The sequence below is a fragment of the Ruegeria sp. ABF4_144 genome (assembly GCF_056160045.1).
In genome coordinates, this window is record NZ_JBSWWK010000003.1 from 213,049 (window position 1) to 226,796 (window position 13,748).

At 59.5% G+C, this 13,748-nt stretch carries 13 protein-coding genes; 12 read left to right on the forward strand and 1 reads right to left on the reverse strand.

The window, feature by feature from the left end:
- The first annotated feature begins 131 nt into the window (after positions 1–131).
- The 11 genes from ACXAGD_RS21420 (at position 132) to ACXAGD_RS21470 (ending at position 9,141) form a co-directional block, all read left to right on the forward strand.
- Complete coding sequence (locus tag ACXAGD_RS21420; protein ID WP_475213859.1) at positions 132–317, forward strand: hypothetical protein; 186 nt, start codon at positions 132–134, stop codon at positions 315–317.
- A 22-nt stretch (positions 318–339) separates the two neighbouring features.
- Positions 340–1,485 (forward strand): TRAP transporter substrate-binding protein, encoded by a 1,146-nt coding sequence (locus ACXAGD_RS21425; protein ID WP_170332096.1) that lies wholly within the window; start codon positions 340–342, stop codon positions 1,483–1,485.
- Between the two features lie 108 nt (positions 1,486–1,593).
- Complete coding sequence (locus tag ACXAGD_RS21430) at positions 1,594–2,106, forward strand: TRAP transporter small permease (RefSeq protein WP_475213861.1); 513 nt, start codon at positions 1,594–1,596, stop codon at positions 2,104–2,106.
- Positions 2,107–2,118: 12 nt separating this feature from the next.
- Positions 2,119–3,447 carry a TRAP transporter large permease gene (locus tag ACXAGD_RS21435; RefSeq protein WP_475213863.1) on the forward strand — a complete coding sequence of 443 codons (1,329 nt, stop codon included), beginning with the start codon at positions 2,119–2,121 and terminating at the stop codon, positions 3,445–3,447.
- Between the two features lie 12 nt (positions 3,448–3,459).
- Positions 3,460–4,767, forward strand: coding sequence for a histidinol dehydrogenase (gene hisD, locus ACXAGD_RS21440; RefSeq protein WP_475213865.1), 1,308 nt, complete (start codon positions 3,460–3,462; stop codon positions 4,765–4,767).
- Positions 4,760–5,521, forward strand: a complete 762-nt coding sequence (locus ACXAGD_RS21445) for an SDR family NAD(P)-dependent oxidoreductase (protein ID WP_475213867.1) — start codon at positions 4,760–4,762, stop codon at positions 5,519–5,521. Before hisD ends, ACXAGD_RS21445 begins: the two co-directional genes overlap by 8 nt.
- Positions 5,518–6,498 carry an alcohol dehydrogenase catalytic domain-containing protein gene (locus ACXAGD_RS21450; protein ID WP_475214177.1) on the forward strand — a complete coding sequence of 327 codons (981 nt, stop codon included), beginning with the start codon at positions 5,518–5,520 and terminating at the stop codon, positions 6,496–6,498. The genes ACXAGD_RS21445 and ACXAGD_RS21450 overlap by 4 nt, the downstream gene beginning before the upstream one ends.
- A gap of 31 nt (positions 6,499–6,529) precedes the next feature.
- Complete coding sequence (locus ACXAGD_RS21455; protein WP_475213869.1) at positions 6,530–6,940, forward strand: universal stress protein; 411 nt, start codon at positions 6,530–6,532, stop codon at positions 6,938–6,940.
- Between the two features lie 37 nt (positions 6,941–6,977).
- On the forward strand, positions 6,978–7,484 hold the full coding sequence (gene comD, locus ACXAGD_RS21460) for a sulfopyruvate decarboxylase subunit alpha (protein WP_475213871.1): 507 nt from the start codon (positions 6,978–6,980) through the stop codon (positions 7,482–7,484).
- Positions 7,481–8,035: a sulfopyruvate decarboxylase subunit beta gene (gene comE / locus ACXAGD_RS21465; protein ID WP_475213873.1), complete on the forward strand. Its 555-nt coding sequence runs from the start codon at positions 7,481–7,483 to the stop codon at positions 8,033–8,035. The genes comD and comE overlap by 4 nt, the downstream gene beginning before the upstream one ends.
- On the forward strand, positions 8,035–9,141 hold the full coding sequence (locus ACXAGD_RS21470; protein ID WP_475213875.1) for an alpha-hydroxy acid oxidase: 1,107 nt from the start codon (positions 8,035–8,037) through the stop codon (positions 9,139–9,141). The genes comE and ACXAGD_RS21470 overlap by 1 nt, the downstream gene beginning before the upstream one ends.
- A gap of 451 nt (positions 9,142–9,592) precedes the next feature.
- Here ACXAGD_RS21470 and ACXAGD_RS21475 read toward each other — a convergent pair whose 3' ends face one another.
- Complete coding sequence (locus ACXAGD_RS21475) at positions 9,593–10,852, reverse strand: aminotransferase class V-fold PLP-dependent enzyme (RefSeq protein WP_475213877.1); 1,260 nt, start codon at positions 10,850–10,852, stop codon at positions 9,593–9,595.
- Between the two features lie 348 nt (positions 10,853–11,200).
- Here ACXAGD_RS21475 and ACXAGD_RS21480 point away from each other — a divergent pair, with 348 nt between their 5' ends.
- The gene (locus ACXAGD_RS21480) at positions 11,201–13,735 is read left to right on the forward strand and encodes a VWA domain-containing protein (RefSeq protein ID WP_475213879.1); all 2,535 of its coding nucleotides are present in this window, start codon (positions 11,201–11,203) and stop codon (positions 13,733–13,735) included.
- The last annotated feature ends 13 nt before the right edge of the window (positions 13,736–13,748 follow it).

Consider the following 13,748-nt stretch of genomic DNA (forward strand, 5'->3'; position numbering starts at 1 on the left):
GTGTTGCCCGCTGTGATTTTGAACCTTTTCATAACATAAAAACCTGGGCCTGCCATCCATATATGTAAGCGCTTGCATTATCAATGTAAGCGCTTACAAATAGATTTGAGATACGATTCCGGAGTTCTAAGATGATCCTTTGGGCTGCTGCTGCCGTCTTTGCGGTGTTTTTTGCCAATGTCGCGTTGGGCGCCTTTGGCGGCGGTGCTTTCTTAGGGGACGTTGGAGAAATGCTGGTTCTGTTTGCCGCCTCGATATTGTTCGTTGCGGCCATTCTCAAACGCGAAGCTGACCAAAAGAACAAAAACGGCAGCTGACGGATCAATAGGGAGGAAGACAATGACGAATGCCAAGGATGGCCTCAAATCTGCTGAGCGCCGGAATTTTCTGAAACTGGCCTCAACCGGTTCATTCACTGCGGCTGTGGTGGCCGGTGCTGGCGGTGTGCTGTGGTCCTCAGAAGCCGCTGCTCAAACCGCCAAGGAAGAGAAAGAACGCGAGAGTGCAGCAGATCATGTTATGACCGTTGCCACTGCCTATGTATTGGGGGCATCGCGCAGCTATCCGATCATGCAGTTGGATCTGAAGGAAAACATCCAGAACGCAACCAACGGCAAAATTTATGTCAAACTGGCACCGGGCGGCCAGTTGGGCGCCGGTGGTGCGTTGGTGCAAAAGGTCCAGGGTGGCACCATCCAGGCGGCGCAGCATTCGCTGTCGAATTTCGCGCCCTTTGCTTCCACCGTTGACCTGATCAACATGCCTTATCTTTGCGGCTCCAACCAGCGGTTCACCAACCTAGTGAATTCAGACTTCTGGAAGTCTGAGGTACACCCCAACGTGGAAGCCAACGGATTCAAAGCTCTGTTCTATGTGAACATCGATCCCCGTGTTGTCGCGGTGCGCAAAGGTGGCAATGCCGTGATGTCACCCGGTGACATGGCCGGAGTGAAGTTCCGAGTGCCGGGTTCGAAAATGCTGCAGCAGTATTACCGCATGGTCGGCGCCAATCCGACACCTGTGGCCTGGGGTGAGACGCCTTCGGCTATCAAACAGGGCGTCGCGGATGCGCTCGATCCATCTGTCGGGGCACTCTATGTCTTTGGCTTCAAAGACATCCTGAGCCACGTGACATTCACTCAGGCAGTGCCGGACAGCCAAGTCTATTCCTGTAACCTCGAGTGGTTTAACTCGTTGCCTGCCGATGTTCAGGAAGGTGTGATGTGGGGATCTGAGCTGACGGCGCATCAGAACCTGGCCAAAGTGCCTTCGGCCCGTGCCTATGCAATGGCGGAACTGGCCAAGGCCGGTGTCGAATTCCATGCCCTTAGCGATGACCAACTGGGTGAGTGGAAAGAGGCTGGCGGTTATCAGCTGAGCGAATGGGATTCCTTCAAGACTGAACTTGCAGGCTCAATGGACAATTTCGCCAAGCTCGAGGAGGCCGCAGGCACGCAAGGAAAATACTACGTGCACGACGCCTGAGCATTACCGGGCCCGGGCGCAAAAGCGCCCGCCCTATTCTTCAACAGCCACCTTCGCTGCAGTCCGCCGAGTTGGATTCGAGGGTGTGCCTGAACACCGGGAATGGCAATGAACATCCTGCGAACCATCGACCAGAACGCAGAACGTTGGCTGCTTCTGGTGTTCTACACAATGCTGGTCGTCACAATGGCGATTGAAGTGATACGACGCGAGTTGTTTGCCTATTCCTCAATCTGGGGCGAGGAAATCGTCCGCTATTCATTCATTTATCTGGCCTGGATCGGCGCTGCGGCGGCAGTCAAAGAGCGCGCCCATATCCGTATCGATGTGATCCTGCATTATCTCGGCCCGCGAACCAAGGCGCTGATCTACATCTTCGGTGATCTGGTGATGTTCGTAGTCGCGCTAGTGGCGCTTTATTGGTCCTTCGAAACGGTGCATGTCTCAGCCAAGTTCGGATCCGTAAGCCATGGCCTCCGGATTTCGATGGTCTGGTTCCTGGCGGCAGTACCGCTGGGATTCACCTTGATGGTCTGGCGATTGCTCCAGTCTTTCCGGCGAGACTTGCGCAGCCTTCGTGACGGTACGCCCGTCTTCGAAGGTGACAAGCTGTTTGATTGAGAGGCCTGAGCGATGCTGTGGAATTCACTTAATCAAACGGTCGAGCTCGGCTGGGATTTCTATGTTCCGGTGATCATGTTCGTTGCTCTGATCGCGCTCGCGGTTCCGGTCTGGGCCGCGATTGGAGCCGCAGCAATCACCATGCTGGTCATGTCCGGAGACCTGCCACTGAGCGCTATCGGCGAAAGCCTGTTCACTGGCATTGACGCCTTTGCGCTGACCGCGGTGCCGCTTTTCATTCTGACCGGAGACGTGCTTGTGCGAACCGGTCTCAGCAAGAAATTCCTGGATGTCGCGGAGGCGCTGACCTGCTGGACGCGGGGCGGCTTCGGCTCCGCCACGGTGCTAGTCTGCGGCATGTTCGCTGCGATCTCCGGCTCTGACGCGGCCGGTGCCGCAGCGGTCGGGCGGATGACAATCAACCGGCTGGTCGAAAGCGGCTATCCGCGCCCCTATGCCTGCGCGCTGGTGGCGGCGGGCGCCTGTACCGGCATCCTGATCCCGCCCTCGATCGCCTATATCATCATTGGCCTGGTGCTGGGCATTTCCGCCTCCACCTTGTTCCTTGCGGCGCTGATCCCGGGCCTGGCGATCCTGGTGTCGATCCTGATCACTAATATCATCATGAACCGGCTCTATACCTACGAGACAGGCGGCAACATGGGCTTGCTGGAGTGGCTGGGCAACCTGGGCCACGCGCTGAAGTCCGGCTGGTATGCCTTCATAGTGCCGGGGATCATCTTCTACGGTATCTTTTCCGGCCGTCTGACCCCGACCGAAGCCGGTGCTACGGCGGTTGTCGTCACTATCATGATGGGCTTCATCCTGGGCACGCTGAAACTGTCGGACTTTCCGGCCATGCTTGTCAGTTCTGCCAAGGTGAATGGGGTGATCCTGCCGATCATCGCCTTCTCGGCTCCGCTGGCTGAGGCACTGGCAATCATGGGCGTGCCGCAGGGCTTTGTAACCGCCGTAACTGGGTTGACCGATGATCCGTCCCTGCTGATCCTGTTGATGATCTGCATACTGATCGCAGCGGGCTGCGTCATGGAGACAACGCCCAACATCGTGATCCTGGCACCAATCCTGAAGCCCCTGGCCGACAACATTGGCATGAACGAGATCCAGTTCTGCATCATGATGATCACCGCGCTGGGCGTTGGCTTCATCACACCACCTTTGGGGCTGAACCTCTTTGTCGTCTCCGGCATTACCGGCGAGTCCATCCTGAAGATCGCCGCCCGTGCCGTGCCTTTTGTTCTGACAATGCTGATCGTCGTGCTGCTAATCGCCTACATTCCGGCGATCTCGACCACGCTGCTTCCTGATATCTATAAATAGGACTTTCTGGAAATGACCCGCGAATATCTGAAAAAAGCTGCTCTGACCCCCAAGTCGGACGCGTCTGAAACTCATAAGATCGTGCAGGGCATCCTCGACGACATTGAGTCAGGAGGCGATGCCAAGGCTTTAGAGTACGCCGCCAAATTCGACCAATATGAAGGCAACGTTCTGCTGACCCCAGTAGAGATCAAGGCAGCCTGCGACTTGGTGCCGGAAAAGCTGAAGGCCGATATTCGGTTTTCGCACGACAATGTTCGCCGCTTTGCTCAGTTGCAGAAGGGCACGGTGCATGACGTGGAGATGGAAATCTCGCCCGGTTTCATCACCGGACAAAAGGCGATCCCGGTGGATGCGGCCGGATGCTATGTGCCGGGCGGGCGCTACAGCCATATCGCCAGCGCCATCATGACTGTGACCACCGCCAAGGTTGCAGGCTGCAAGCATATCACCGCATGTTCTCCGCCGCGCCCCGGCGTGGGCGTGGCACCGGCTATCATCTATGCCGCCCATATCTGCGGTGCCGACAAAATCATGGCAATGGGTGGCGTGCAGGGGGTAGCGGCAATGACCTTCGGATTGTTTGGCTTGCCCAAGGCAAACATCCTGGTGGGTCCAGGAAACCAGTTTGTCGCCGAGGCCAAGCGTATTCTGTTTGGCCGCGTGGGCATCGACATGATCGCAGGCCCGACAGACAGCCTGATCCTTGCCGACGCAACGGCGGATTCCCACATCGTAGCCACCGATCTGGTGAGTCAGGCAGAGCACGGCTACAACTCTCCGGTCTGGCTGGTTACCGACAACCGCGCCCTGGCGGAAGACGTGATGCGACTGGTGCCGGATTACATCAACGACCTGCCCGAAGTGAACTGTGAGAACGCCGCAGCCGCCTGGCGCGATTATGCCGAGGTGATCCTGTGTGCGAACCGCGAGGACATGGCGGCCTGTTCCGACGAATACGCGCCCGAGCACCTGACCGTGCAGGCAGGGGATCTGGACTGGTGGCTGGAGCGGCTTACCTGCTACGGCTCGCTGTTCCTGGGTGAAGAGACTACAGTTTCTTACGGCGACAAGGCAGCCGGCACCAACCATGTGCTGCCGACCTCGCGCGCGGCAAGCTACACTGGTGGGTTGTCGGTTCACAAATACATGAAGATCGTCACCTGGCAGCGCGCTACCCGCGAGGGCTCCAAACCGGTGGCAGAGGCCACTGCGCGGATCGCCCGGCTGGAGGGAATGGAGGGCCACGCCCGCGCCGCCGACGTGCGGCTGGCCAAGTATTTCCCGGACGAAACCTTCGATCTCACCGCAAATGGCTGATCCACGCGCCCTTTTCAGCCTGGCAGGCCGAACCGCCTGCATCACCGGCGCCAGTTCCGGCTTGGGACGGCGGGCGGCGATCGCGCTGGCCGCTGCGGGGGCGCAGGTGGTCGCAGTGGCCCGTCGGACGGAAGCTTTGGAAAGCCTCTGTGCGGAGATCGGCTCCGGTGCGGCTCATGTGGCGGCGGATGTGACAGACCGCGCCGCGCTGGATGCGCTGCGTGAGGTTGTTGCGGCTTCCTTCGGAGCGCCGGACATCTTGATCCACGCAGCGGGCGTCAACACGCGGCAACCTGCAGATGAAGTCACGGCGGAGGGCTGGGACCAGACCCTGGCGCTGAACCTCTCGGTGCCTTTCTTCCTAAGCCAGGCGCTGGTGCCTGCGATGAAGGAGCGGGGCTGGGGGCGGATCGTCAATTTCGCCTCCCTCCAGACCACCCGCGCCTTTCCCGGCGGCATCGCCTATGGCGCCAGCAAGGGCGGCATCGGCCAGCTGACCCGTGCCATGGCTGAGGCTTGGTCGCCCTTCGGCATCACCGCCAATGCGATTGGACCGGGGTTCTTCCCGACCGAGCTGACTCAGGCGGTGTTCGTCGATGAGGCCCGCGCCAGCCGCAACGCGGCGCAGACTTGCATCGGCCGCAACGGCCGACTGGAGGATATTGATGGGCCGCTACTGTTCCTGTGCTCAGACGCCTCTTCCTATGTAACCGGGCAAGTCCTGATGGTCGACGGAGGGTTCACTGCAAAATGAAAGCCTTGGTTTATGAAGGGGTTGAGAGTCTTGCGTTCCGCGATGTGCCGATGGCGTCTGTCCGGGCAGGCGAATATCTTATCCGCATCCAAGCCTCCGGCATCTGCGGTTCGGACATGCACGCCTATCTGGGCCATGACAATCGCAGGCCCGCGCCGCTGATCCTGGGGCATGAAGCCGCGGGAGTGATCGAGGATGGACCGCAGGCGGGCCGCCGGATCACGATCAACCCGTTGGTGACCTGCGGCAGTTGCGTCGCTTGCACCGCCGGGCGCGAGAACCTCTGCTCCAGCCGCCAGATCATCTCGATGCCGCCGCGCGAGGGGGCGTTTGCCCAGTTCGTGGCAATGCCAGAGAGCAACCTGGTGAACGTACCGGACGAGGTGCCGCTGGAAAAAGCCGCACTGGCAGAACCGCTGGCCGTAAGCTGGCACGCCGCCCGGTTGGCACTAGAGGCGCTGCGGCCGGAAATGGAACGCTCCGCGCTGGTAATTGGCGGCGGCGCTATCGGGTTGGCGGCTGCGTTGGCGCTGCGAGCGATGGGGATAGAGGACGTGAGCATCCAGGAACCCAACGACGCGCGCAGGGCCTTTCTGGCGGATTGTTGCAACCAGCAAGTCGTTCCCGACTTCCAGGGTATGGTGCCGCTGGTAGTCGATGCCGTCGGCTATGCCGCCACCCGCGCGGCCGCTTCGTTGGCCGCGGCGCCCGGTGGGGTGATTGCCCATGTCGGTCTGGGCGAGGACGCCGGCGGCCTGGATATCAGGCGCATGACCCTGCAGGAAATCACCTTCATCGGCACCTACACCTATACCGCGCAGGACTTCCGCGACACCGCGCAGGCAATCTTTGACGGCCGCCTCGGTCCGTTGGACTGGCCAGAACAGCGGCCACTGTCGGAAGGCGCCGCCGCCTTTCGCGACCTGCGGTCCGGAGCGGTAGCCGCGCCTAAGATCATCCTCGACCCCTGGGCCTGAGCCCACGCGCCAATCAAAACGGAGAGCAACCATGTATGACAAAATCCTGGTTCCCATGGCCCTGGATCACGGGGTTTCCAGCACAACGCTCAAGGCTGCTGCCACTCTATGCAATTCAGGCGGACAGATCACTGCGCTGCATGTCTACGAAGCACCGCACAGTTCAGTCACCGCGTATCTGGACGAAGACACCGTGCGCGAAGGCCTCGACCAGGCCCGCCAGTTGCTTGCCAAGAAGACCGCAGACCATCGCAATGTGACCGCAGAGATCGTCAAGGGCCGTTCTTACCGCGCCATTGTCGAATACGCTGAGAAACACGGCATAGACTGCATCGTCGTCGGCTCTCACAAACCCGGCCTAAGCGACTTTTTCCTCGGCTCGACAGCTGCCCGCGTGGTCCGCCATGCCCCGTGCGCAGTCCACGTCTGCCGAACCGCATGACAACGAAACACGACACCCGAAGCAAAGGCCACCGACCATGAACATAGACAAGAGGATCGCTGACGATCTGGCCGCCAATGGCGTCTCCTTCGTCACGACCGTGCCCTGCAAGCAGCTAGCCGGCGTGATCGAAGAGATCGACCAGCGCGACGACATCTTTCACATCCCCTCCAACAAGGAGGATGAGGGTATGGGGCTCTGTGCCGGCGCCTGGATGGGCGGCAAGCGCCCGGCAATCATCATGCAGAACACCGCCATCGGGGTCACCATCAACACGCTGGCGACGCTGATCCAATATTACCGGATGCCGCTGCCCATGTTGATTTCGTACCGTGGAGAGCTGCGTGAGCCGGTGGCCTGCCAGGTGGAAATGGCGGTGCATACCAAGGCGCTCCTGGCCCAGCTCAACATCCCGACCTACCACTTCCACTGGCAGAAGGACGCTGAAGAGCTGGACAACATCCTGAAATACACCTTCATGTGCAACAAGCCCGTTGCCATCCTGACCGACGCCAATTTCTGGGGAGGCTATGGCGACCAATGATCCGTTCCGAAATCCTGAAAGAGATCGCGCCCATCCTGCGCGAACAGCTGGTGGTCTGCAATATCGGCATTCCGTCACAAGAATTGCACGCGATCGACGACCAGCCCACCAATTTTTACATGCTGGGCACCATGGGGCTTGCCTCCTCCATCGGGCTGGGTCTGGCGCTGGCGCAGCCGAAATCAGTTGTCGTGATCGACGGCGACGGCTCGATCCTCACCAACCTCGGCACGCTGCCCACCATCGGCAACAACGCACCCGGGAATTACATCCTTATGATCATCGACAACGGCTCCTATGGCTCCACCGGTGATCAGCCGACCTATACCAGCCAACGCACCGATCTGGCCGGCATGGCCCGCGCCGCCGGCTGTGCCCGGGTGGTGGAGGTGCAGGACAAGGAGACCGGGCCTGCCTTGGAGGAGGCGCTGTCCAGCGGGGAGGCAACGGTGCTGGTGGTCAAATGCGACAGCGGTAATGCCAAGATGCCGGTGATCACCATGGACCCGGTGGTGATCTGCGACCGCTTCATGAAGGCCGTGGCCGGCTGATGGGCGCAGGTGTCATCCATTCGGCAGAGGACGCCCGCCGCCTGGCGCGGCGGCGGCTGCCCTGGATGGTGTTTGACTACATCGACGGGGCCGCCGGGCAGGAAACCGGGGCGGCGCTCAACCGCGCTGCGCTGGATGCCATCACCCTGCGGCCCCGTATCCTGCGCGATGTCAGCGAGCGTTCGCTGGCCGTAAGGCTCTTTGGCGCCGAGGCCGGGCGGCCCTTTGGCATCGCGCCGATGGGCATGTGCAACCTAGCAGCCCCCGGCGCCGACCTGATGCTGGCCCGGCTGGCGGCGCGCTACAGCGTGCCGCACGGGGTCTCCACCGTCGCCTCAACTCCGCTGGAGACCATTCTCGAGGCGGCGGAGGGCCACGCCTGGTTCCAGCTCTATTTCAGCGGCGACGGCAGCGGCACCTTCAAGCTGGCTGAGCGCGCCCGCGCAGCCGGTTACCAGACGTTGGTGCTGACGGTTGATGTGCCCGAGGTCGGCCGCCGCCCGCGCGAACTGCGCCACGGCTTCAAAATGCCGTTCCGCATCGGACCGCGGCAGTTCATCGACTTTGCCCTGCACCCGCGCTGGTCGCTGGCGGCCCTGATTAAGGGCAAGCCAGTGATGGCGAATTTTGAGATGGAGGGCTATGACTTCAACCGCACCGAAAGCCGGGCACGGGCGACTTGGGACACGCTTGCCCGGCTGCGCGATTTCTGGCCCGGCAAACTCGTAGTGAAGGGAGTGCTGGATATCGAAGACGCCCGCGCGCTGGTGTCTGCGGGCGTTGATGCCATCCAGGTCTCCAGCCACGGTGCGCGGCAGCTGGAGGCTGCGCCAGCCCCGATTGAGATTCTTGCAAAAATCCGCGACGATCTTGGGCCGGATTTTCCTATCTTCTACGATAGTGGAATCCGATCGGGCGAAGACGTTCTCAAAGCTCTTTCACTTGGCGCAAACTTCGTTTTCATCGGAAGAATTCTGCAATATGCGATCGCGGCTGCTGGAGAGCAAGGCCTGGAACAACTGTGGGACGCTCTTAGTGAAGAGTTAAGTGTCGCCATGGCACTAACCGGGCGAACTTCACTGACTGGCGGCAGTTTGCAAGGGTAGCACTGGCACAGTACAGTTGAATTCCCTGACAAATTCTCACTGCATCAGGTAGGGATAGCGGCTAATAACGCCGCGTTGCTGCGCACTCAGAGTCTGGTCTGGGCCGTGTGCTGGGTCAGGGCATTCTGCTGATCAACCAAACTCAAGTAAGACACACTGCGCCGGTTTCCAGGTTGCGAAGAAGCTCACTGGCGTTCGTTTGACGTAGACTTGAAGCGCTTGAACCATCGAAACATCAAATAAGCGCAAAAACCCTAAGATGTTGAATTCAATGGGAGGCGACTCTCAATAATTCAGCCCTATTTTTTACGTATCCCGACGAAATCACGGCCCTGGAAATGATAACCCGATAATCTGTCTTATGTTAATAACTAAATCCTTACGAACCGGGGTTTTGATCGTTTAAGGGGTAACACACTTCTCACACCCAACAGCAACTCGAACGTTTTGTTCAGCCGCTATCTCCAAGCATTTTAACGGCAGCCAGAAGACGGCTGATTTCCTGCTCGGTGTTGTAGTGGCAGAACGAGATGCGGATACAATCCGGAAGGCCCAGTGGCGCCAGCACGTTGCCGGAATAATGATCCGCCTTGCGCGTATGAGTGCGGATACCCTGTTGGTTCAAGGTTTCAACCACGTCTTCAGAGGCCTTGCCCTCGACCACGATGGACACCAACCCTTCGCGCGCGGCATTGTCTGCCCCGGCTAGAATGGTGACGTGGTCCATGTCCCGTAGGCCCGGCAGGTTGCCGGTGCCGTTGATGGCTGTGTTGGTCAGATGGGTTTCATACGCGTGGATGGCGCGGCCTGCAGCCTCGATGCGCGCGCGAGGGTCGGTTTCGTCTGAAACCTCACCACCCAGCCAGTCGAAATAGGCTACCACGTCGGAAACAGTCGCATAAGAACCGGTGTCACGGGTGCCGAATTCCCAACCATTAGCGGGGGCATCAATCAGCATATCATGGGGTGTAGCGCCGAGCCGGTCTGAGATCCAGGCGATGCCGTAACCGTGCCGCGAAAACACCTTGTAGGGCGAAATCACATATCCATCGATGTCATAAGCATCGAGATCCACCTGCCCATGCGCCGCGTGCTGAATACCGTCAACGATGATCATACAGTCCGGCGCCACCTCACGAATCGCGGCTGAAATCGCCGCCACATCCATACCTATTCCGGTCACAGGCGATGCGTGCAGGATCGTCGCCACTGCCACATCCGGTGTCATCAGCGCGGTATAGTCCGCGGCTGTGACCAGGCCGGTTTCGTCGTTATGGGGCACGTTCACATAATCCAGCCCGGCAATCCCTGCCCAGCGGCGCGCGGCGCTGCGGGTGGCGGGATGTTCGATGGACGAGCCGATCACTTTGCCCCCTTTCGGTGCCGCCAAACAGGCGGTGCGGATCAGGCGGAACAACAATTCAGTACCGCTCTCACCCGCGAAAAACTGGCCGGATGAGGCGTTCATAAACACGGCCAGATCACCCTTGGCCTTGTTGATCACCTGCTGGGTGCCCTGCCCTGCCTGATTGATGCGGCCCGGGTTGTCGGGAATGGCTGCATAAAATGCCGACGTCTCAGCCACCGATTTCAACGTCAACGCCCCGCCTGCGTTTTCAAAGAAAACACGCTCACCCTGAAACGGGCAGCTTTCGACATGCGCAAACCGGTCGCGGATGGCGTTGATCAGGGCGGGGTTGTTCTGAATCATAGGTCGGTCCTGTTGTTTTGCGTGGCGCGCGGTGCAAAGTCTTTGGCAATCATCGTCACTGTCAGAGAGGATGCAATCTTTCGCGTTGCCGACATCAGATGGTCTGCCACCGTCATCAACCCCTTGGAGCTCGGGTCGGCAAAAGGGTGCCGCCAGGGCAATCAAAGCCCCAATTTGGGCCCTGATTTGATATAGTCGCGGTAGAATTGCAGCGGAACCGAACCAGTCAGCACTATTTTAGCCGGAATTGCGCGTTTCATCCGAGTTCGACACAGTGGTGGGGATGCCGCGCGACGAGCATTGAACAACGGTTTGTCCCGGACGGCTCATGCGCTTTAGGAGTTTACTATGTTTAACGATTTTTTTCCCGCAACCATCTTGGCAACCGCATTGCTGACAGGCTCCGTTGCTGCGGCGGACGAAAATGTGATGGTGGTGTTTGATGGCTCGAATTCCATGTGGGGCCAGATTGACGGTACGGCAAAAATCGAAATCGCCCGGGGCGTCATGGAAAACCTACTGGGGGAATGGGTCGAAGACCGCAAGGTCGGGCTGATGGCCTATGGCCACCGCCGTCGAGGCGATTGTGGGGATATCGAGGTTCTGGTCGAACCCGGCCAACAGGCGCGCGGGGTCATTCTGGATCAGATCAATGCAATTTCACCAATCGGAAAAACGCCTCTGACCGACGCTGTCGAGGCTGCGGCCAAGGCCCTGTCTTACACGGATCAGCCTGCAACTGTGGTGCTGATTTCCGACGGGCTGGAAAGCTGTGAGCGTGATCCCTGTGCCTTGGCGCAGGCGCTGGAACAAGGGGGTGTGGGGTTCACCGCGCATGTTGTGGGGTTTGGTCTGGGCGCGGATGAGGACGCAAGCTCGCTGGCCTGTATAGCCGAAAACACCGGCGGCCAGTACATTACCGCCGCCAATTCCCAGGAACTAGGCGCTGCGCTCAGCGCCGTGGGCACCGCCGTGGCACAGGCAGAGCCTGACCCCGAGCCCGAGCCTGCGCTACAGAATGTTGTGATTGAGACAGCGGAAACAGCCGTGGGCGGGTCTGACCTGGTGGTCCGCTGGACGCCGACGGTCGAGGAAAGCGACTATATCAACATCGTCCCGGTCGGTTCCGATCCCGGCGTCTTTGGCAGCTATGTACGTATTGGGGCGGAAAAAGAGGTTTCGGTCACAGTTCCCGGTGGTGAAGGCCTGTACGAGGTCCGGTACTTGCACAACCAAAGTAAAGAGGTGCTGGGACAAACAACGCTTGAAGTGATCAGGCCAGAGGTGGAGTTGACCGCAGCCGAAACTGTACAGACCGGCGCAAAATTCAAGGTCGCTTGGTCACCGGTGATCAATCGCCGGGACTATGTGGCGATTGTTCCGGCCGGGTCTGATCCGGGTACCTTCGGGAATTATCAGGCGGTCGGCAGCATGACGGAAACGTCGCTGACCGCTCCGGCCGATCCGGGTCTTTACGAGCTGCGCTATATCCTGAACATCGATAAGCAAACTGTGGCTGCGCAGCAGATTGAAGTGACCGATCCGCAGGTCGTTCTGCAGATCCCGGAAAGTGCTTTGACCGGGTCCGTGTTCGAGGTTGCCTGGGGCGGGGCTGTCGGCCCGCAGGACTATATCAACATCGTCCCGGTCGGAACGGGTGAAGGTAAGTTTGGCAATTACTTCACTGTTGGCGATGCTTCGAAAGGCAAGCTAAAGGCGCCTGCCGAACCCGGCATGTACGAAGTGCGTTACGTTCTGCGCGAGGGCAGCAAAACGCTGGCAAGCGAAGCGATGGAAATCACCGCCCCCGAGGTTACGGTTTCGGGCCCTGAACAGGTTGTGACCGGATCAAAGTTCGAGGTGTCCTGGACCGGGCGGGTCAACACTCAGGACTATGCCGCCATCGTGCCCGCTGGATCTGATGACGGGGTTTTTGGGAATTACGCCGTGGTGCGGGATGGCGATGCCGCGGTGCTGACCGCTCCGGCTGAACCGGGCTTGTATGAGTTGCGCTATATCTTACGTGAGGGGTCGAAAACACTGGCGACCGCAACGATCGAGGTTGTATCTCCGCAAGTCACAATCGATGCTCCAGACAAGGTCATCGCGGGATCAAAGTTCAAGGTTGCCTGGACCGGTGCCGCAAACGCCCAAGACTATATCAACATCGTCCCGGCGGGCACTGAAGAGGGGAAATACGGCAATTACATCGTGGTCCGTGACAACAGCAGCGACGACGTTCAAGCCCCGGCCGAGACGGGTTTGTATGAAATCCGCTACGTTTTGCGCGAAGGCTCAAAAACCATTGCAACGGTCATGGTTGAAGTGACCGAGCCCGAGGTGACGGTCACCACAGTAAGCGAAGTGCGGGCGGGCGATACGTTGCGGGTGTCCTGGACCGGAACTGTCAGCACAAATGACTATATCAATCTGGTGCCGATGGGCACGCCCGATGGCGATTACGGTGTCTATGCGCAAGTGCGCGCTCAGACCGAACTTGATCTGAAAGCACCGGCTGAAACCGGTCTATACGAAGTCCGCTATCAACTGCGCGAAGGCAACCGGGTGCTGGCTCGTCAAGCGGTCGAGGTACTGGACGCAGACGCGGCTCTCGATACCGGTGCATCGCTTGACGCTCCCGACAGTGCGCCAGCTGGCAGTAGCATTTCGGTCGGTTGGCAATCCGACAGTCGAAGCGCCGATCAGCGCATCACGTTGGCGCGTGGCGAACAAGCCACCTTTACCTGGATTTCAGCCCAGAAGATCAACGGCGAGTCGCCGGTCGAAATGACCTTGCCAGATGAGCCCGGCGTTTATGAGATCCGGCTACTGGACCTTGCGAACAAGGCCGTCTTGTCCCGTAAAGTGATCAAGGTGGAATAACGTCAGACCGTTC